Origin of the sequence: Paenibacillus sp. MER TA 81-3, from assembly GCF_023713585.1 — a bacterium.
GTDB classification, from domain to species: domain Bacteria; phylum Bacillota; class Bacilli; order Paenibacillales; family Paenibacillaceae; genus Paenibacillus_B; species Paenibacillus_B profundus.
The window spans coordinates 36464-56208 of record NZ_JAMAWB010000008.1 but is presented as its reverse complement, the minus strand read 5'-3'; the positions used below and the strand labels follow the sequence as shown (position 1 = coordinate 56208).

Here is a 19745-nt window from a genome sequence, read left to right as displayed (position 1 = left end):
ACATTTTTAAACGCGACTAAAGCATGTTTTGTTGTACCTATTTTTGAAATTACCAGAAAATACAACTTTGGAAGGAGGTAAAAAGTCGGATAGTCCCGAGTACTCATTAGGCTGACTTATATGAGCCTATTCGTAAGTCCGTTCGACGGTGAATGTAGTTATTGTGACTGTGATCAATCTTATATGGAAAAATAAAAAACTCCAATTATCCAATATAATTAGAGCTTACATGATTCAAAATGTACGATATACGTTGAGCGAAATGGAGACAAGGGGGATACGGTCAAGACTTCAGCCCTGCTTTTTTTCAAAAAAAAATAGAAGCCCGTCAACAGGCCTCCACTTATTCCGCACCTCAAGGCGTCAAGGCGTCTTGCGCCAAATGTAATAGGTGAACACGTGACTGAGCACCACTTTCAGCGCCGCAAAGAACGGAACCGCCAATATTAAGCCGACGACTCCAGCCAATTCGCCGCCTACCAACAGCGCGAATATAATGACGAGCGGATGCATGTGCAGCGTCCGTCCCACCACCTGTGGCGAAATGATATTGCCCTCAAGAATTTGGCAAATGGTATTGACTACCGCTACAAAAATGAGCATCTTGAGCGATATCGTAGAAGCAACGATCAGCGCCGGTGCTGCGCCGAAGTATGGCCCCAAGTATGGGATGATGTTAAAAATCGCCACACATAACGCTAACAGCAGCGCGTAGGGCATACCGACAATCATATAACCGATATACGCCAACACACCAATAATGACACAGACGAGGAATTGGCCGCGAATGTAGTTGCCAAGCGCCGTATCGATTTCTTTAAGCATCATAACCATATGTTTGCGGTGCGACTTCGGCACATAGGCGATAATCGTCCGTTCGAAGACATCGAAATCCTTCAATATGTAAAAAATCAAAAACGGCACTATTAAGGCAATAAACAGCATATTAATGGTGGCGCCGATATTGTCCATAAAGTTAGAAATTCCTTTGCCGAGCCGTTCCTCGAACGCATACAACCAATCGTTCAGCCCAGAACGTACGGAAGGCGGCATGATAGACGACTGACTCAAGCCGTCCATCAGCTTCTCCGCCTTCGCATTGAGATGCGGCATTTGATTGTTAAGTTCCTCGAGCTGCTTCATCAGCATCGGAATCATATTGATGAGAATGACGGTAAGCGAGGCGATGAATACGACGTAGATGAGCAGCACCGCCATCGTGCGGGGCACCTTGCGCTCGTTCAACAGTGTCACGACGGGATTAAGCACATATGCGATAATCATCGCAATGAAGAACGGAGCCAGCACGGCCTTCATAAACCCGTACACATGCCCGATCAGCGGCTTCAACAAGAGTAGAATATATACAATAATAAGACCAAGCAGAATATAGACTCCGTATACGAACAACCGATTTTTCCAAAAACGTTCCACTGCATTCCACACTCCGTTCGGACGAGCATCATACAGTAGAGTATATGTAACTCAAGGAAAAATTAACCCGTCAGGTTGACCGCAAATCATTCGCCAAATGCGCTGGTTGTCGCTCCCGCAGAAACGAAGGCCGGGACGGCGCCGCTCCATTAGAAACGGACCGTCCACGAGCACATCGACATATTGCAGAAGCTCGCGCTGATCTGCCGTACCTCGCTGCAATAGATGCTCCACAGTATAACCGGTGTACGACCAAATATGGCGGCCGGCCTCCTTCAGCTTGCGCGCAAGCTGCTTCACTTCCTTGGCCTGCATGAACGGCTCTCCTCCAGACAAAGTGACATCGGTCAGCGGATTGGACAAAATTTCCACTGCGACCTCGTCCACAGTCATCTTCGTACCGTTCCTAATATTCCACGATTCAGGATTGTGACAGCCAGGGCATTGATGCGGACATCCGCTGAAGAAGACGACCGTTCGCAGCCCTTCGCCATCAACGACGCTGTCATGAAGGATCGAAAGCACCTGCAAGCTCATCCGTGCTTCACCCGCTCCGATTCTTCGGAACGCTTCGCCGAGTTCCATTTATTCATATCTCCGACCAAGTAGCCCGTAATGCGGCGGATGCGTTCAATCTGATCGCTGGGACTGCCGCATACCGGACAGTCCTCTTCTATCGTATCGTGATGACCGCATGCCCGACAGCGGTCCACAGGGTGGTTGATGGAGCCATAGCCGATTCCGTTCGCGGCCATGGCGCGAATGAGCTGATTGAGCGCTCGCGTGTTGGCTTTGGCACTTCCGTCCAGCTCTACATACGTAATATGTCCGGCATTGCATAGCTCATGGAACGGCCCCTCAATCACAATTTTGTCATATGCCTTGACGTCATAGTACACAGGCACATGAAAGGAATTCGTGTAATAACTTCGATCCGTAATTCCTTCCCTGCAGCCGAATTCAGCCCGATCCTTATGCGTAAACTTTCCAGACAAGCCTTCCGCTGGCGTAGCGATGAGCGTCATGTTCATGCCAGTAGCATCGGTCGCCTCGTCCATCCGCTTGCGCATGTGAGAGACGATGCGGAGGCCGAGCTTCCATGCTGCTTCCGATTGGCCATGGTGCTCTCCGGTTAAGGCGACAAGCGCCTCCGCGAGCCCGATAAAGCCGACGCTGAGAGTCCCTTCCTTCAATACCTCGCGCAGCTCCTCTTCCGCACGAAGCGCTTCGCTGCCCCGCCATACACCCTGCTTCATCAGAAACGCGAAATCCTGAACCTGCTTCTTGGCCTGATACTCATAGCGCTCCAGCAATTGCTTCACCGATAGCGACAATAACTCGTCGAGCCGCTGGAAGAAATCGGACACATTGGCGGACAATAGGGCAAGCCGCACAAGATTAAGCGAGGTAAACGACAAATTCCCTCTCCCGAGCGCTGTCTCTTTTCCGTTAACATTGCCCATTACGCGCGTGCGGCACCCCATGTAGCACGCTTCACTCTCCGCCGTCCCGTCGTAATATTGCGCGTTGAAGGTCGCATCCAAAAACGCAAAGTTCGGGAAAAGACGCTGTGCCGTCGTCTCCAACGCGAGCAAATATATATCATAATTCGGGTCCTCAGGTTCGAAGTTGACACCTGTTTTCACCTTGAAAATTTGAATGGGGAAAATCGGCGTCTCTCCTTTGCCGAGTCCTGCCTGCGTCGCGAGCAGCAGCTGCTTCATCAGCATGCGCCCTTCGACAGAGGTATCCGTCCCATAGTTAATCGAGATAAATGGAACTTGGCCGCCTCCGCGCGAATGCATCGAGTTCGCATTATGAATGAATGCTTCACATGCTTGGTATACGTCTCGTTCCGCAAGACGCCATGCTTCCGCTTCCGTGTCGAAGCTTGGATCAAGCGGCAGGGTTGCTATGTAACGCATATGACGCTCATACGTCTTGCGCACATATGGAGCAAGATCATAGTCAAACATCGGATAGGCTTGCCCGCCATGCTGCTGATTCTGGTTCGCTTGCAGAATGATGGAAGCTAGTGCCAGTGCGCTCTTAATATCCTGCGGCTCGCGCATATGACCATGGCCGGTATTGAACCCGAGTCGAAGCAGCTTGCCGAGCGGAATTTGGCAACAGGTCGTCGTACCGGAAGCATAGAAGTCCAAATCGTGCGGGTACAACAAATTATGGTCCATCGCTTGTCTCACGTCTGGTGATAGCAAGCGCTCCACCGCGTACCAACGAGCGCTTTCACTTGCCATCTTCCCCATCATGCCCATTGGGGAGCGACCGTCCACGTTCGCGTTTTCCTGCATTAAATCCTTGTTGCCGCCGTCGATAATTTCATGCAGCGAGCAAGTCAGCTTATCCGAAGCGGATGCTATATCTAGAGATGTGTTCATCTTCATTTCACTTGTTCGGGGAAGCTGACTGTCCCAACCTGCCGCCACAGCGGTTCCTTCTTGATTTTTGTGCATTTCCCAAGCCGTGTTGCGGCGTTTCACCGGTATCATCGTCATCTTCGTCCAGTCCTTCCATTGCTATATTCCAGGCAAATCACTATATGTAGTGTATTTTTATGTTTTCAAACACAATATGTATTATGCCTCAATCATTATAAACACAATATGCGCTTTGTCATAGTCAACACAAAAAGCGCCCGTTCCCGTGTCAACGACCGAGTTCGAGCGCTTAGGCATTATTTTGAACCGTTCCTGTTCGCATCCTCTAGGATGAAGCATGCGCTTCCGGATAAGGAGGTGTCACAAAATCATCACCGAAAAATAAATCGTCCAACGAGCTTAATGTACCGTCTTCTTCCACTTGAAATACAGACATTTTGTCGCCGTTTACCGTCAGCTCTATAAAACATCCCCAGCAATAAAATTGGTGGGAGCCAATTTTCCCGATATCTTTGGAATTGCAATTCGGGCAGCGCATCATTCTCACCATTCCGTCCATTGACTAATTTGTTCGTACTAAATGCTATTTCAGCTTTCTTCAACGACGATAACATCAGCGCCCCACTTCAAGCCGCTCATCCCATCTATCTGCCGTCTCCCTTCCAAAAGGTCAGAAAGCAAACCGTCTGATATTTCCAGACCTGTTATATGGTTACCCATATTTGGCTGAAAATAAACATCGGCGACCCATCCCAATTGTGATCCTTCCGTTGTTACGACAGGCAAATCTCTCATTGCCGTCTTTCCCGTAAGAAACGATCGTTCTATATGGATAGCCTCCGTCTGCCGGATGGCTTTATCGTTCGCTATCATGATGGCATCTTCGCCACAAGCCGTTACGTCCTCCCATCTTACGACAGATATGACGTTTGCTTTGCGGCCACTTCCTTCAAGCTCTATATGTGTAATACACCATTGCTCCGTGATACGGAAATCCTTCACTTTAGATACTTGCTTTCCTGTTTCAATTTCATATACAGGCAGACCTATCAATTCCAACAACTTCATGTCGGGGCCTCCTCAGCTTACGGCATAATCACTTTCTTGCACACATCCGCGACTTCGCCTGATGCTTGTCCAAGAAGTACGAGAACTCGCTTACCGCCGTATCTATGCTGCCCCTCCTTTCACGCCGTGGAATTGCCCTTACTTTCTAGTACGAACACGTGAAACGATGGTTGCAATTTGTTGAGCGACGAAAGCTGCCTCTTCCCTAGTATTGCCCAATCCGAAGCTGAAACGTACAGCCGTGCGCTTGCGTTCTTCCGGTAAATTCATTGCTTCCAGCACATGGGACACTTCCAATGATCCCGATGTGCAGGCCGAGCCGCTTGCTGCCATGATGCCTGCAATATCTAAATTCATCAGCATCGTTTCGGTAGGAACGTCGAGTATGCTCACATTCAAAATATGGGGCAGCTGCAAGGAAGAATGACCGTTCCACACCACGCGATCTCCCAAAGTATCCTTCAACCCTGTCCACAGCGCTTCCCGGATGCTGTTCAGTTGCTGAATCTTCTCATCTAACGAACTGACCGCCCGCTCCACCGCTTCGGCAAAGCCGGCAATTCCCGCAATATTTTCCGTGCCCGCTCTGCGTTTGCGTTCTTGGTTGCCCCCGAAAAGAAACGGATCCCAAACGGCGCCTGTACGAATGTACAGCGCGCCGACACCCTTCGGACCATTCACCTTATGGGCGGAGAAGCTTGCAAAGTCTACAGGCAGTTCATTCAACTGGATCGGTATCATGCCTAGAGCTTGTACGGCATCTGTATGCATTAGAATACCGTGTGCACGCACGATTCCGCCAATTTCCCGTATAGGCTGCAGCGTGCCCACCTCATTATTGCCGTACATGACACTGACAAGGCACGTATTCGGCCGTAAAGCGGATTCAATCTTGTCCGCGCTAACGAAGCCTGTCTCATCAGGCGCCACATAAGTCACTTCAAAGCCAAGAGCCTCCAATCGTTCACAGGCATGGAGAACAGCATGATGTTCGACTTGAGTCGTCACAATATGAGGCTTCGTGGTGTGCTGGTGCGGCGACTGCCCGGATTGCAGCCATGCCGCCCAGGCGGCCCCGAACAATGCCGCATTATCACTTTCCGTGCCTCCGCTCGTAAATACCAGCTCCTGAGGACGGCAGCCAAGCCGTGCCGCCATGCGATCGCGTGCTTGATTGACAGCAGATTTTGCCTCACGCCCGTATGCATGAACACTTGATGCGTTCCCGAATACGTCATGCATACTTGCCGCCATTACTGCTTGCACGTCCGGATGAAGCGGCGTAGTTGCAGCATGATCAAAATATATGCGTTCCATCGCATCTTCCCCCAACTACTAAATATGCGTAACCTAACCTCTAAATATAAAACATATAACTATCTTGACTGCCTTCTTCTTTATAGGTAATTAAATCGGCGAGCGTTGTCGAATCAAGCACTTGAGCAATGCTATCCCTTATGCGCAACCATAAATCACGCTTAGCAGGATCGTCTTCTTCCGTGAAGTCGACTGGTGAAATCGGACCTTCCAGCACGCGAATCACTTCTCCAGCCGTAACCTGCTCCGCATTGCGCGATAAAATATAACCACCGTATGCGCCGCGAATGCTCTTCACGAGTCCTGCATTGCGAAGTGGCGCGATCAGCTGCTCCAAGTAATGCTCCGATAGTTGATTTTTCTCCGCTATACTCTTCAAAGAAGTCGGACCTTCGCCAGTGCTCTTCGCGAGCTCCATCATAATCGTCAATCCGTAACGGCCTTTCGTAGATATTTTCATATTGTACACCTCGTTTATTCATTATTGTATCAATTCAATGTATTCCGATTAAGGCACCCGTATATCGTATCATAACTATCCTCGTTATAGTCAATAATCTGCCTGCGTATTCATAAAATGATGTCAATCTCTTGACAAGCAACCTTATTTTCGATATAAAAGCGCCATATGTTACAATAGAACATGAATAGTGAATCCTAGATCCATCATTCAACAGATCGCAGCAAAGACGGTGATAATATGACAAAATCCAATGCACAAACACGCGTCGTCGTCGGGATGTCAGGCGGCGTCGATTCGTCAGTAACCGCACTGCTCTTAAAGCAGCAGGGGTATGATGTTATCGGTATTTTCATGAAAAACTGGGATGACACAGATGAATTTGGGCACTGTACTGCCGAGGAAGATGCGGAAGACGTACGCCGCGTGTGTGAACAAATCGGCATTCCTTATTATACGGTTAACTTCGAGGAGCAATATTTCGATAAGGTATTCTCTTACTTTCTCGATGAATATCGCCGCGGGCGTACGCCTAATCCAGACGTCATGTGTAACCGCGAAATCAAATTCGGCGAATTTCTGCAGAAGGCGCTCGATCTGGGAGCTGATTATTTGGCTACCGGACATTATGCCCGCGTCGTGCACGAAGACAGCGGTCATACACTGCTGCGCGGGATTGACAGCAACAAGGACCAGACGTATTTCCTGAATGCTCTCAGTCAGGAGCAGCTGGCAAAAGCGATGTTCCCTATCGGGCATTTGCCGAAGCCTGAGGTGCGGCGCCTTGCCGAAGCAGCTGGCCTTGCGACAGCGAAGAAGAAGGACAGCACTGGCGTATGCTTTATCGGGGAACGCAATTTCAAGCAGTTCCTCAGCCAATATTTGCCCGCACAGCCGGGTGAGATGGTCGATATCCGCACCAATGAAGTAATGGGCCGTCATGATGGGCTCATGTATTATACACTCGGCCAACGCCAAGGCTTGGGCATCGGTGGATCCGGGACAGGAGAGCCGTGGTTCGTAGTGGAAAAGGATTTGCAGCATAACATCTTATATGTCGTTCAGGGCGATCACCACCCTAGCCTCTACTCCACTGGCCTGCTCGCTTCCCAAGTGAACTGGATTTCAGGGGATATGCCTGAAGGACCGATTCGTTGTACGGCTAAGTTCCGCTATCGTCAGCCAGATCAAGGCGTGACTCTTATGAAGAACGCCGACGGAACAGTAGAGGTGACGTTCGATGAACACCAACGCGCCGTTACACCAGGGCAAGCCGTCGTCTTCTACGATGGCGAAGTTTGTTTGGGCGGAGGCACGATCGATGCCATTCGCAAGCTTGAAGCGTAATGACTCCCACCCAATTCCCTTTTTAGGGGGTTGGGTGGTTTTTCCACCAATATTTTTTAATTTTCGTTATGAAAGCGCTAACAAAAAGAAGGCTGCTTGCCGATATATATAGTACAAGGAACATTACAGTTTCTTGGCTATCGTATCGGGAGTGATTAATATGACTATGTTCATAGCGATCTTGGAGTTCATTGGTAAAATCATACCACCGTTAATTGAGTTGCTAGGTCACATCGCAGTACTGTATGGATAATCGGACTAACCTCCAAACCTACGCCCATGAATCGCGGCATGATCGCATCGGTTCATGGGCTTTCCTTGTTGTATGGGACAAGAGCGGGCCGTGTTTTAGTGAATGAGGAAACCTCCGTCAGGCTTTTTGAGATGTTCAGTCCCCGGTTTGTGCTCCAACAATCGTACGTATCCTCTTTCCTAAGAATGATGCTTCAAAAAGCCCTTTTGCTCACTCACCCTTTGATTCAGAAAAATCCGATACAACGTTATTAGGGACATGTACACCGAAGGCAACCTCGCCCATTCGAGGGCTATAACTTTTTGGATGAAAGAGACATGTATACCAAAGTTTAACCTCACCCATACGAAGAGATGCCCTTCTGAACAAGAGGGAGAGTGGAAAGAAGTACTTAGCAGCGTATCGGTATGGGCTGGAAGTTACTGCACGATCTGAATCATGGGAGAATGGATAAAAGAACGATCTGGCGCCCCCTCCCTCGATCAATCTGAGCCTCATCGGGAAACCCCGCATAAAAAACCCTTCCCGGCATGTAGTCCGGAAAGGGCTTCGCTTGTAATATGTTATGAAGTTGCTGTATTTATGTTCAAATCTAACTCGGGCAGAGTCAACCTTCTTACGTGCAGTCGGGAAATCCGGAGATGATCGGTTTCTTCCACGATAAATTCCAATTGTTGTTCCACCGTAATCCGCTGTCCTTTGCGGGGCGGAACCTCCACCTTGGAGTAAATCCATCCACCAATCGTATCGTAATCGTCGGACACGATATCCGTGTCAAAATAGGCATTCACTTCTTCGATAAGCAATCGTCCATCAATGGAAAAGTTCATGTCATCCTTTTTTTCAATTTGAGGCCGTTCTTCATCGAATTCATCTTGAATTTCCCCGACGATTTCCTCCATAATATCTTCTAACGTGACCAAACCGGCCGTACCGCCGAATTCGTCGATAAGCAGCGCGATTTGCACCTTGTTTTTCTGCATCATTTTGAGAAGCGCGCTGATGGACATCGATTCCGGCACGCTCATCATCGGCCGAATAATGTCACGAATGTCCTGTGTGTCCGCAGGCGCCTTCACCAAGTCTTTAATGTGAACGAAGCCGATAATATTATCCTTATCGTTATCACATACCGGGTAACGAGTATGCATTTCGGTAATCGCTTTTCGTTTATTATCTTCAAATAAATCCTGTGCGTACAAACAAACCATGTCCGTGCGCGGAATCATAATTTCACGGGCATGCGTTTCCGTAAAATCAAAAATGTTATCCATTAACGTAAGTTCTGTATTATCGATCAAACCACTCTTATGACTTTCCTTCATGAGAATACGAATCTCTTCTTCCGTATGGGCCGATTCATGCTCAGATGCCGGTTCAATACCGAACAGCTTCAGCACCAGATTGGCCGTTCCATTTAACAGCCAGATGAACGGATACATAATCTTGTAGAAAAAACGCAGCGGGCCGGCTGTCCACAGCGCAACTCCTTCCGCTTGGCGGATAGCCAATGTCTTAGGTGCCAGTTCACCCAATACGATATGAAGCACCGTAATGATGATAAACGCAATCACCGTTGCTATAGAATGCACGACTGCAGGTCCTGCACCTAAGGCCGTCAACGGGTCATGCAATAATTCGGCCACCGTTTTTTCCCCAATCCATCCTAATCCAAGTGAAGCTAACGTAATACCCAGCTGACATGCCGACAAATAAGCATCTAGGTGGTCTGTTACATGTCTTGCGAATTTGGCTTTCGCATTTCCTTCCTGCACCAGCGTGTCAATCCGGCTGCCGCGCACCTTCACCATCGCGAATTCCGCGGCTACGAAAAAACCATTTAAAAACACAAGAAACAAGACAAATAACAAACCCCAGCCTATCGGTAACGGATCATCCAATCGATTCCCCATCCTCCTCTATAAGAAGCGGACAGGTGCACCTCCCCATCGTCAAAAAATAAAATCATATAATTATATTATATAAGAAAATACATACAATTCAAATCGACGCACGGCCGAAATATTAAAAAAATATGCATCTCCCTGCCATGCGTTGATTGACATTATATATATTCTATCTGTACGCCGTCCTATCACCTAATTCAGACAGGATGCTCACTTTTTATTGCTGTTCAGTCGCGTATCGGATGGCTTCATCAAGCAAGCCAATGATATAGGCATCGTCGCAAACGTATAAAATGTTTTGTCCCTCGCGGCGATAGCGGACAAATCGGTATGCCCGCAGCGTCTTCAATTGGTGGGACACGGCAGATTGAGATAACTGCAGCGCATCGGCAACCTGATTAACGGCACACTCCTCGCGGGCAAGCAGCGTTAAAATACGAATGCGCGTTGGGTCACCGAGCGCTTTAAACGTTTGCGAGACACGTTCAAGCACCTCTGCATCCAAATCTTTTCCCAGGAAATAATCCATGTTCTTCGTCTCCTTTAATAAGCTCATTCATCCAAGTATCAGCAGTGTCCAATTGAAATGAACATATCCACATATGTACGGCACGCTAATGCCTGTAGGTTATGACAAAGGAAAACAAAATAAACATGGCGACACTAGGAAACGATTTCAAGTTTCTATAGTACATATAATTGCGTCTTCAAAAAGACCACTTTTCAGCGCTGAGAACGAGAAGTACAAGTTTTCGCAAGAAAACTACGTCGGGAAGCATTCCTCGAAGGAGGCGCTGAGTGTAGGCGAGACTACATATAATCGTGAATGTTTACACTGTCAGCAGAGGAGTGGGTGTCGGTTCTGCGTAGCCTTCCTTATATTTCTCATCAATCGCTTGGCGAATATCGCGCATCGATTTGCCTTCGCGCTGCATTTGGGATGCTTCGACCGCAATTTCAAGGCAGACGCCACAGCGTGTTCCGTGATCATCCCACTGCACAGCTCCGTCGTCTTCCATTTGCGCAACAAAGCAATTCAGATTGCTCTCATGTCCCGCAATCTCCCCACAACCGCAATAACAAGGAATATACTGCAGCAGTTCGTCGTTTTGCGCAGCTAACGTATAAATGAGCCGCATCTCCTCCTTTTTATCATCTAAAAACGGCGGAAGGTCATTCCGGGATGCTGTCGTTTGCTGCAGATCGCCATTCGGAAGCAGACGTTCATGCTGCTCCGCATGTGAAGCAGACGGTTGACTATCCGTTTCGGCTGAGCTGCAGCCAGCAGCAACTAACGACAAACTCAATATTACGGTTGCGGACACGAGACGATACAAATTACGCTGCTTACGTTTAGGTTGAATCTTCGTGAACAACCCATCCCCTCCTCTGATCCCTCGCAATTTTGAATGTATGAACCGTATTACCCCTTCGTTCAGCTAACGAAACCCGTCACTCCGTAACCTATCGCTGCTGCAAGCAAGCTGATTGCCCGCATCCGCTTGACCATCAGTTCGGATTGCGGCGGCGTTCCTGATTGATGCGCATTTTTGCTTCCGTCCCCTGTTCGCTTGCCATGAAAAACACGCGATTTTTAATCGAATCGGGCAAATACTGCTGCTCCACATAATGCCCCGGATATTCGTGTGGATATTGATATCCTTTATGACCGAGCTTATCCGCTCCTTTATAATGCGTGTCCCGCAGATGCAGGGGCACGTCCGCGGATTTGATATCATCAAATGCCTGCATAACACGGGCAATGGCAAGCGGAATGGAGTTCGATTTCGGACTTTCCACCGCAAACAAAATCGCTTGGGAAATAATATACTTCGATTCCGGCCATCCAATTCGATGGTAAGCCTCAAGGGCGCTTACCGCCTGCACCATCGCTTGGGGATTGGCCAGTCCGATATCCTCGCTGCACGCTACCGTCAAGCGGCGGATGAACGTCATAGGGTCCATTCCGAGCTTCTCTACGGCGTAAAAGAACCAAAACAATGCGGCATCGCTCGACCCGCGTATGCTCTTATGAAAGGCGGACAGCACGTCATACTGTACCGACTCATCCGCTTGCACGGTCGGACGACGAACTGATTCTTCCGCCACCGGAACCGTAATATGGACTGTACCGTCCGCTTCGGGCGTCGTCGTCATAGCGGCGAGCTCCAGCGCATTCAATGCCCGCCGAATATCCCCGTTAGCCATGGAGGCGATATGTTCAAGCGCCTCCGGATCAGCCTCAATCGGCATGAACCCTAACCCCTGTTCCTTATCTGAGAGCGCCCGCTTCATCGCGATTAGCGAATGCTCCTTCGTGAGCGGCTTCAGCTGGAACAGTGTCGAACGGCTCATCAACGCGCCGTTGACATGATGGAACGGATTCTCTGTCGTCGCTCCGATAAAAATAATTGTGCCCTTCTCCACTGCCGGCAGCAGCGCATCCTGCTGAGAGCGATTGAAGCGATGCACTTCATCCAGGAACAAGATCGTCTTCGTATTGTACATATGTTTATTCGTTTCCGCTTGCTCGATAACCGCACGCACGTCTTTGACCGAAGCGTCTACCGCATTCAAGCGGACGAACTCGCCCTGCGTCTGCTCGGAAATAATGTTGGCGAGCGTCGTTTTTCCACAGCCTGGCGGACCATACAGGATGATAGACGAGATACGATCCGCCTCAATAGCTCTGCGAAGCAACCGTCCCGGGCCAACGATATGCTCCTGTCCGATATATTGTTCGAGCGTCCGTGGGCGCAAGCGATCGGCTAACAGCCGCATGCCCGGTTCCCGGTCTTCCTGATACGAGAATAAATCCATGTTCATCACCGTTATTCTATCGTTTTGAGGAGGTCACGCACGACGGCACTTACCATAATGAGTCCGGCAACCGGTGGAACGAAGGAATTGCTTGCCGGAGGCTGCTTCGCCTTGCGGATGTCAGGCGCCGTTTCCGGTACAATTTTCTCCGTTACATCGCTGCGCGGCTTCATTGGCTCCTCCGTCGAGAAAACGACCTTCACGCCTTTCTTAATGCCTTCTTTCCGCAGCTTCTGGCGGACGACGCGTGCGATTGGATCGACCGACGTCTTCGAGATATCAGCCACCTGGAATCGCGTCGGGTCCATCTTGTTCGCGGCGCCCATACAGGATATGATCGGGAGCTTGCGCCGCAAGCATTCTTTAATGAGGTGAATCTTGTACGAAATCGTGTCCGAGGCGTCGACGACATAGTCCAGTTCGTATTTGAACAGTTCCTCGCACGTTTCATCCGTATAGAACATATTTAACGCAATCGCATCACAGTCCGGATTGATAAGCTTAATCCGCTCTTGCATCAGTTCCGCCTTCTTCTGCCCTACCGTCGTCGTGAGCGCATGAATTTGGCGGTTCAGGTTCGTAATATCGACAACATCCTTGTCGATTAGAATAATGCGGCCGACGCCGGTTCTGGCCAGCGCTTCTGCGGCAATCGAACCTACGCCTCCAATGCCGAGCACGGCGACCGTGCTATTCTTCAGCTTCTCTAGTCCTTCCGGGCCAATCGCTAATTCAGTACGCGAAAATTGATGTAACATCGTCTATTTACTCCTCCTGCCGCATAAGCCGCACATAGTCGGAACGCCCCTTGCCGCCGGATCCAGCAATAGGAATCGGGCGGGGGGCGTCATATCAAGCTGCCGTCAAACAGCTGTGTGGCTTATTGCTCTTCTTTCTTTTCTTTCTTCTTATATGTCGATTTAATTTGCAGCAGTTCCAATTGGCCTAAATCCACTTCATTCGGCGCATCCATCATAAGATCCACCGCGCTGGCTGTCTTCGGAAACGCGATCGTTTCACGCAAGTTGTTGCGGCCCGCAAGCAGCATGATGAGCCGGTCAAGTCCGAAGGCAATCCCGCCGTGTGGAGGCGTGCCGTACTCGAACGCGTTCAATAGGAAGCCGAATTTCTCTTGCGCTTCCTCTGGGGAGTGTCCCAACGCGTTGAACATTTTTTCTTGCACTTCACGCTTGTAAATCCGCATCGATCCGCCGCCGACTTCGTACCCGTTCAGGACAAGGTCATACGCTTCAGCGCGAATTTGTCCCGGATCCGTATCGAACAGTTCCACATCCTCATCCTTCGGACGGGTGAACGGATGGTGTTCCGCTACATAACGCTTCGCTTCCCCATCATAGCCAAGAAGCGGGAAATCAACAACCCAAGCGAATTTATACACACTGTCGTCGATTAGGTTCAGTCTGCGTCCAATCAGAAGGCGCAGGTTGCCAAGCACGTCATATACGACCTTGCGGTTGTCCGCAGAGAAGAGCAGCAAGTCCCCTTCTTCAGCGCCGGTCCGTTCACGAAGCGCGGCAATTTCCTCTTCACTCATGAACTTTACGATCGGTCCGCGGAATTCGCCGTCCTTCACTTGGATCCAAGCTAACCCTTTTGCTCCGTACCGCGCTGCATACGGTGCGAGGTCATCGATATCTTTGCGGCTCCACGTGCCGCAACCTTTCGCGTTCAGGACCTTCACGACGCCGCCCTTCTCAATGACGGAACCGAACACTTTAACGCCGCTGTTGGCCACGATGTCGCATACATCAACAAGCTCGAGACCGAAACGAAGGTCCGGCTTGTCAGAGCCGTATTTCTCCATCGCATCTTGATACGTAATGCGTTGGAACGGAGTCGGGATGTCCACGCCGATAGTCGTCTTGAACAGACGAACCATCAGTTGCTCCATCATATCGTGCAATTGGTCTTGAGAGACGAAAGACGTCTCGATGTCGACCTGAGTGAATTCAGGCTGACGATCCGCACGCAGATCCTCGTCGCGGAAGCAGCGCGCGATTTGATAATAGCGCTCCATCCCGGACACCATCAACAGTTGCTTGAACAGCTGCGGCGATTGCGGCAGGGCGAAGAATTCACCCGGATGCACCCGGCTCGGCACAAGATAATCACGTGCGCCTTCCGGCGTGCTCTTCGTCAAGATTGGCGTCTCAACCTCTACGAACTCATTCTCATCCAAGAAGTCACGGAACACCTTCGTCGCTTTTGAACGAAGCGCCAGCGTCTTCTGCATTTCTGGACGGCGCAGGTCCAAATAACGATACTTCAAGCGAAGCGATTCATCGATTTCGATGCCGTCTTCGATAAAGAACGGCGGGTTCTTCGCACCGTTCAAAATTTCGATCTCGGTTACGCGAACTTCTACCTCACCGGTAGGCATGTTCGGATTAACCGTTTCATCGTCACGCAGGACCACTTGTCCGCGAACGGCCAGCACGTATTCATTGCGCGCACGGTCCGCAATGTCATGCGCATCATGGGAGAATTCTGGGTTAAAGACGATTTGCACTATCCCGCTGCGATCGCGCAGGTCGATGAATAATACGCCGCCCAAGTCACGTCGGCGCTGCACCCAACCGTTTAGAGTAACTGTTTCTCCAATTTGAGCTTTTGTAATTTTTCCGCAATGATGCGTCTTGTACATCATGTGATGCACGCTCCTCACTATATAATGTTATGGCTGCGCCATGTAGAAGTTCGTTACTAGAATGACGGTAGCTGCAAAGTATTGTATCTGTCGTTGATCGTATTAGCCTTGCTTTAATACTTCAGCCAGTTCACTCAGCTTGACGAAACGCTGCTCTCCGGTAGCCAGTTCTTTCACGGCAATTTCACCGCGGGAGAGCTCGTCATCACCAAGAATTCCGGCATAGCGTGCCTGCATCCGGTCTGCCGATTTCATCTGCGCCTTCATCTTGCGGCTCTGATAATCCTTCTCCGCCGCAATGCCTGCCTTGCGAAGGCCATACAGAAGCTTCGTTACCTCATCTTCAGCCTGTTCGCCGAGGCCGACCAGATAGATATCTAGCGGAGGAACATCGTTGCATGCGACGCCTTGCTTCTCAAGCAAGAGAGCAATCCGTTCCATTCCGATTCCGAAGCCAATGCCTGGCTGGTCCGGCCCGCCGATATCGGCGACAAGACCGTTGTATCGTCCGCCGCCGCCAACCGTGTCAATGGCACCGATGCCCTGCGCCTTATATTCGAACGCCGTGTGCGTATAATAATCGAGGCCTCGCACAAGGCGGTGATTCACTTCATAATCAACGCCCATCGCCGTTAAATATTCCTTCACCTTCGCAAAGTGTGTCGCACATTCTTCGTCCAAGCTGTCGAGGATAGATGGCGCTTCCTTGAATTTCTCCTGATCCACCTTGCAGTCCAGCACGCGAAGCGGATTGCGGTCCATTCGGGATTGGCAATCTTTGCACAGCGTCTCTTTCATCGGTGTCAAGAAATCAAGCAGGTGCTGGCGATAAGCCGCCCGGCTCGGCGCATTGCCGATCGAGTTAATCTCCACACGCACACCGCTTAATCCAACATCCTTCATGAATTGATATCCAAGTGCGATAATTTCCGCATCCAGACTCGGAGCAGCGGAACCGAATGCTTCCACCCCGAATTGGTGGAACTGGCGGTAACGGCCTGCCTGCGGGCGTTCATAGCGGAACATCGGCCCCATATAATACAGCTTCGTAACATCTGGTTCGCCATAGAGCTTGTTCTCCACGTAGGAGCGAACGACACCCGCTGTATTTTCAGGGCGAAGCGTCATGCTGCGATCGCCTTTGTCCTTGAATGTATACATTTCTTTTTCCACAATATCGGTCGTCTCACCGACACCGCGCACAAACAGTTCAGTCTGCTCGAAAACCGGCGTTCGAATTTCTTTATAGTTAAAACGTTGACACAAGTCGCGCGCTTTCCGCTCGATCGTCTGCCACGTCTCAACCGTGCCCGGCAGCAAATCCTGCGTGCCCGTCGGTTTCTGATAAGCCATAGTTTCAACCTCCTATATAAATAAAAAATCTCCCGCCCCGCAAAAATCAATTTGCAAAGGGACGAGAGATGGTTGTGTTCCATTCACCCGTGGTGCCACCCACATTCCGCAAAACAGACGGTTCATTCTCAAGCGAATGTAAAGCTCCGTCTGACTGCGCTTCATTTACGTGTAACGTCCGTATCACGCCGAACGGCTACTTCATGTAATGGACAGTCTGCCGCAAGACATGCTGTCTGTTTCGCCGTTGGTTCTCGGGGATGTCATTCATTCGTCCATCATATAAGGTTCTTCCAGCCAAGGAACCTATCTCTGTATATGTGGGGGTGAACTACTTGTTCCCGTCATCAAATCGTTATTTATGAGGTCATCCAAATCAAATTGCGATTGTCGGAATATAAAGAACATTGTAAGGATGCAGCACGCTAAAGTCAAGAAAAAAACCTACATCGAATGTAGGTTTATCAAAAGATATATTTTTAAAAGGGGGTCATGTCTGTTATTATAGGCTGTCAATGTTAAAGGAAGATGAAACAAACATTACAAAACGATTACAAATAATAAAGCGTTTTATTTTTGACTACTGGAACAACTCTGCCATCATCTCGATTTTTTTGCGAGTCACTTCCACATAGTTATCATTATATACCTTCGGCTCCTTTGGATTGGCAAAGCGGCTTATAGCGCCCGTCTTCGGATGCACCCACTTCGAGCTCGCCCCGCAGCCGAGTCCGAGTATCGTTTGGATCTCTTCAATAATCAAGATGTTATACAAGCTTTCCGCTCCCGGCAAACAATAACCTACGTTTTCCAAGTTGCCCAATATATTTTTCTGGCGGTATAAATAATAAGGCACGTAGCCGTGCTCTCTGGTCCAATCCCCAGCCAATTCCATCATACGGCCAATTTCTGCACGATCGGCCACCTTAAATTTCTCTTCGCCCCGGTGCTTGGTCATCTCCGACGCCCGCTTGAACGATAACGTATGGACGGTAACCGATTCCGGCATCAGCTCCTTCGTCTTCGCAAGCGTATGCTCGAACTCAGGAACTCCTTCTCCCGGCAGGCCGATGATGAGGTCCATATTGATGTTGCTCATGCCCATCTCCCGAGCCAGCTTATATTTTTCCACCGTTTCTTCTACGCTGTGATGTCGGCCGATAATATCGAGCGTCTCCTGAATGTAAGACTGCGGATTGATGCTGATCCGGTCGATGTTCCACTTGTTCAGCACAGCCAATTTGTCCGGCGTAATCGTATCGGGCCGCCCTGCTTCCACCGTTATCTCACGCACGCGGTCCACATCCGGGAACGACGTCATCATTTCTTCATAGAGCATATCCATTTCTTCCGCCGTAATGCTTGTCGGTGTGCCGCCCCCGTAATAAATCGTCGTAATGCGAATACCGCGTTCCTTCAAGAAACGTCCGGTTTCCCGCATCTCGTAATGAAGACCTCCTAGGAACGAATTCACCGATCCTTGCCGCCCATTAATGTCATAGGCCGGGAACGTGCAGTACGCGCATTTGGTCGGACAGAAGGGGATACCGATATAAATGCTGATCTCCTCCTGCAAACGATCCAAATCCGGCAGGGCTGTCAATTGCCGGGCGACGATGCGTTCCATCCGGCCAATCTTATCGTCCGTAATCAAATATTCCTCTTTCAGCATACGCTTCGCCTCATCCTGAGACAGTCCTTTGCGGCGGGCGTCGTGCATCAGCTTCGTCGGACGGATACCGGTCAGAATGCCCCACGGCTGTTCGATTCCGGTCCATTCCGTCAGTACCTGCAGCAGCGCATGGGCAAACGCGTTCTTCACCTGCTTCCGATATTGCTCATACGTCACATCCGCCGGAAACGGGCGTTCGTTGAGGGCTTCCAGCGTTTTACCTTCGCCCAGCAGGCGCAACGTGGCCTTCACCCGCACCAGTCCCGCTTCCATTCGCGGAAATGCTTCGGGCGTCAATCTCTCAGGGCCGCATTGCATCAGTCCGATGACGGCATCCTCCCCGTCCGACGGCACTGAGTCGGGATTTAAGCTTACCTGATAGGTCACTTCAGGCTGTTCGACAAACAATTGGACAATATGGACAAGCGAGCGTTCAAACGCCGCTTCGTTGGCGATTAATGTAATGCGCATCGTTCCAAGATTCCTCCCAAGCAAGCAAAAAAGGCAAGCAATGCCGCCTTTTCTGTGCGTAAAAAAGCGCCCATATCCATGAGCGCATTATCGATATCCTAGCATAATTTAGACGGAAAATAAAGTATTCAACGTCAATCCAATTTCTCGACGTACCCGCCATTTTCGCGTATAAGCCGCACGGCTTCATCATAATGCGATTGTTCCACCTTAGCCGCCACCACGTAACGTAAATCGTCTGGAGCCGCAGTCGGTTCGGATATCGACACCTGCGCAGGGCTGAAATCTGCTTCCTCGCCGATTGAATCCGCCGCCGGCGGTGCAGATGCGGCAATGTTGTCGTCGTCACGCGCAAAGATTATGCCAGCCGGGGCGAAGCTGCCCACGCCGCCTGTATAGGTCGAGCCATTTAAGTTATTGGTCGCTATCGGGGCAAACAGCAGCGCTTTCCCGTCAACTGACGCCTCTAACTCGCCAACTTCAATATTCGTCGCATCCACAGTAACGAGTTGGGTGCGCAAGGATTCCGCTTCGTTTTCTGTACGTGTGTAAGCTTGAATCTGTTTCATGTGCATC

17 protein-coding genes are annotated in these 19745 nt (G+C 50.0%); 1 reads left to right on the top strand and 16 read right to left on the bottom strand.

What is annotated here, in order from left to right; all coding sequences use genetic code 11:
- Window positions 1-363: 363 nt before the first annotated feature.
- From M3650_RS13020 to cymR, 7 genes are all read right to left on the bottom strand, one after another.
- A complete protein-coding gene (locus M3650_RS13020) occupies window positions 364-1434 on the bottom strand; it encodes an AI-2E family transporter (protein ID WP_251575268.1) in 1071 nt (356 codons plus the stop codon).
- A gap of 51 nt (window positions 1435-1485) precedes the next feature.
- The gene (gene nrdG / locus M3650_RS13015) at window positions 1486-1965 is read right to left on the bottom strand and encodes an anaerobic ribonucleoside-triphosphate reductase activating protein (RefSeq protein ID WP_483311743.1); all 480 of its coding nucleotides are present in this window, start codon (window positions 1963-1965) and stop codon (window positions 1486-1488) included.
- Window positions 1966-1967: 2 nt separating this feature from the next.
- Entirely contained in the window at window positions 1968-3833 is a 1866-nt protein-coding gene (locus tag M3650_RS13010) for an anaerobic ribonucleoside triphosphate reductase (RefSeq protein ID WP_251575628.1), read from the bottom strand.
- A 325-nt stretch (window positions 3834-4158) separates the two neighbouring features.
- A complete protein-coding gene (locus M3650_RS13005; protein WP_026011278.1) occupies window positions 4159-4371 on the bottom strand; it encodes a hypothetical protein in 213 nt (70 codons plus the stop codon).
- A 50-nt stretch (window positions 4372-4421) separates the two neighbouring features.
- Complete coding sequence (locus tag M3650_RS13000; protein ID WP_251575265.1) at window positions 4422-4901, bottom strand: PRC-barrel domain-containing protein; 480 nt, start codon at window positions 4899-4901, stop codon at window positions 4422-4424.
- A gap of 138 nt (window positions 4902-5039) precedes the next feature.
- Window positions 5040-6218: a cysteine desulfurase family protein gene (locus M3650_RS12995; protein ID WP_251575263.1), complete on the bottom strand. Its 1179-nt coding sequence runs from the start codon at window positions 6216-6218 to the stop codon at window positions 5040-5042.
- 40 nt (window positions 6219-6258) lie between these two features.
- Complete coding sequence (gene cymR / locus M3650_RS12990) at window positions 6259-6678, bottom strand: cysteine metabolism transcriptional regulator CymR (protein ID WP_019423635.1); 420 nt, start codon at window positions 6676-6678, stop codon at window positions 6259-6261.
- Between the two features lie 240 nt (window positions 6679-6918).
- Here cymR and mnmA point away from each other — a divergent pair, with 240 nt between their 5' ends.
- The gene (gene mnmA, locus M3650_RS12985; RefSeq protein WP_251575262.1) at window positions 6919-8025 is read left to right on the top strand and encodes a tRNA 2-thiouridine(34) synthase MnmA; all 1107 of its coding nucleotides are present in this window, start codon (window positions 6919-6921) and stop codon (window positions 8023-8025) included.
- An 816-nt stretch (window positions 8026-8841) separates the two neighbouring features.
- On the opposite strand, the gene M3650_RS12980 is transcribed toward mnmA, so the two are convergent.
- The 9 genes from M3650_RS12980 to M3650_RS12940 form a co-directional block, all read right to left on the bottom strand.
- A complete protein-coding gene (locus M3650_RS12980) occupies window positions 8842-10179 on the bottom strand; it encodes a hemolysin family protein (RefSeq protein WP_019423638.1) in 1338 nt (445 codons plus the stop codon).
- 223 nt (window positions 10180-10402) lie between these two features.
- Complete coding sequence (locus M3650_RS12975) at window positions 10403-10714, bottom strand: ArsR/SmtB family transcription factor (RefSeq protein ID WP_019423639.1); 312 nt, start codon at window positions 10712-10714, stop codon at window positions 10403-10405.
- Between the two features lie 301 nt (window positions 10715-11015).
- Window positions 11016-11561: a PCYCGC motif-containing (lipo)protein gene (locus M3650_RS12970; RefSeq protein WP_251575260.1), complete on the bottom strand. Its 546-nt coding sequence runs from the start codon at window positions 11559-11561 to the stop codon at window positions 11016-11018.
- 133 nt (window positions 11562-11694) lie between these two features.
- Complete coding sequence (locus tag M3650_RS12965) at window positions 11695-13005, bottom strand: replication-associated recombination protein A (protein ID WP_483311742.1); 1311 nt, start codon at window positions 13003-13005, stop codon at window positions 11695-11697.
- An 11-nt stretch (window positions 13006-13016) separates the two neighbouring features.
- Window positions 13017-13763, bottom strand: a complete 747-nt coding sequence (locus tag M3650_RS12960; protein ID WP_019423642.1) for a tRNA threonylcarbamoyladenosine dehydratase — start codon at window positions 13761-13763, stop codon at window positions 13017-13019.
- A 122-nt stretch (window positions 13764-13885) separates the two neighbouring features.
- Window positions 13886-15670: an aspartate--tRNA ligase gene (aspS, locus tag M3650_RS12955; protein ID WP_251575625.1), complete on the bottom strand. Its 1785-nt coding sequence runs from the start codon at window positions 15668-15670 to the stop codon at window positions 13886-13888.
- A 105-nt stretch (window positions 15671-15775) separates the two neighbouring features.
- A complete protein-coding gene (gene hisS / locus M3650_RS12950) occupies window positions 15776-17026 on the bottom strand; it encodes a histidine--tRNA ligase (protein WP_251575258.1) in 1251 nt (416 codons plus the stop codon).
- 580 nt (window positions 17027-17606) lie between these two features.
- Entirely contained in the window at window positions 17607-19169 is a 1563-nt protein-coding gene (locus M3650_RS12945) for a coproporphyrinogen III oxidase (RefSeq protein WP_251575256.1), read from the bottom strand.
- 134 nt (window positions 19170-19303) lie between these two features.
- A complete protein-coding gene (locus M3650_RS12940; RefSeq protein WP_251575250.1) occupies window positions 19304-19738 on the bottom strand; it encodes a flagellar basal body rod protein in 435 nt (144 codons plus the stop codon).
- Between the last annotated feature and the right edge of the window lie 7 nt (window positions 19739-19745).

Excerpts from the sequence above, each read along its gene's own strand:
- cymR (WP_019423635.1), bottom strand. The coding sequence starts at position 6,678 with ATGAAAATATCTACGAAAGGCCGTTACGGATTGACGATTATGATGGAG.
- aspS (WP_251575625.1), bottom strand. The coding sequence starts at position 15,670 with ATGTACAAGACGCATCATTGCGGAAAAATTACAAAAGCTCAAATTGGA.
- M3650_RS12940 (WP_251575250.1), bottom strand. The coding sequence starts at position 19,738 with ATGAAACAGATTCAAGCTTACACACGTACAGAAAACGAAGCGGAATCC.
- M3650_RS13000 (WP_251575265.1), bottom strand. The coding sequence starts at position 4,901 with ATGAAGTTGTTGGAATTGATAGGTCTGCCTGTATATGAAATTGAAACA.
- M3650_RS12965 (WP_483311742.1), bottom strand. The coding sequence starts at position 13,005 with ATGGATTTATTCTCGTATCAGGAAGACCGGGAACCGGGCATGCGGCTG.
- M3650_RS13005 (WP_026011278.1), bottom strand. The coding sequence starts at position 4,371 with ATGCGCTGCCCGAATTGCAATTCCAAAGATATCGGGAAAATTGGCTCC.
- M3650_RS13010 (WP_251575628.1), bottom strand. The coding sequence starts at position 3,833 with ATGAACACATCTCTAGATATAGCATCCGCTTCGGATAAGCTGACTTGC.
- mnmA (WP_251575262.1), top strand. The coding sequence starts at position 6,919 with ATGACAAAATCCAATGCACAAACACGCGTCGTCGTCGGGATGTCAGGC.
- hisS (WP_251575258.1), bottom strand. The coding sequence starts at position 17,026 with ATGGCTTATCAGAAACCGACGGGCACGCAGGATTTGCTGCCGGGCACG.
- M3650_RS12945 (WP_251575256.1), bottom strand. The coding sequence starts at position 19,169 with ATGCGCATTACATTAATCGCCAACGAAGCGGCGTTTGAACGCTCGCTT.
- M3650_RS12995 (WP_251575263.1), bottom strand. The coding sequence starts at position 6,218 with ATGGAACGCATATATTTTGATCATGCTGCAACTACGCCGCTTCATCCG.
- M3650_RS12975 (WP_019423639.1), bottom strand. The coding sequence starts at position 10,714 with ATGGATTATTTCCTGGGAAAAGATTTGGATGCAGAGGTGCTTGAACGT.
- M3650_RS12960 (WP_019423642.1), bottom strand. The coding sequence starts at position 13,763 with ATGTTACATCAATTTTCGCGTACTGAATTAGCGATTGGCCCGGAAGGA.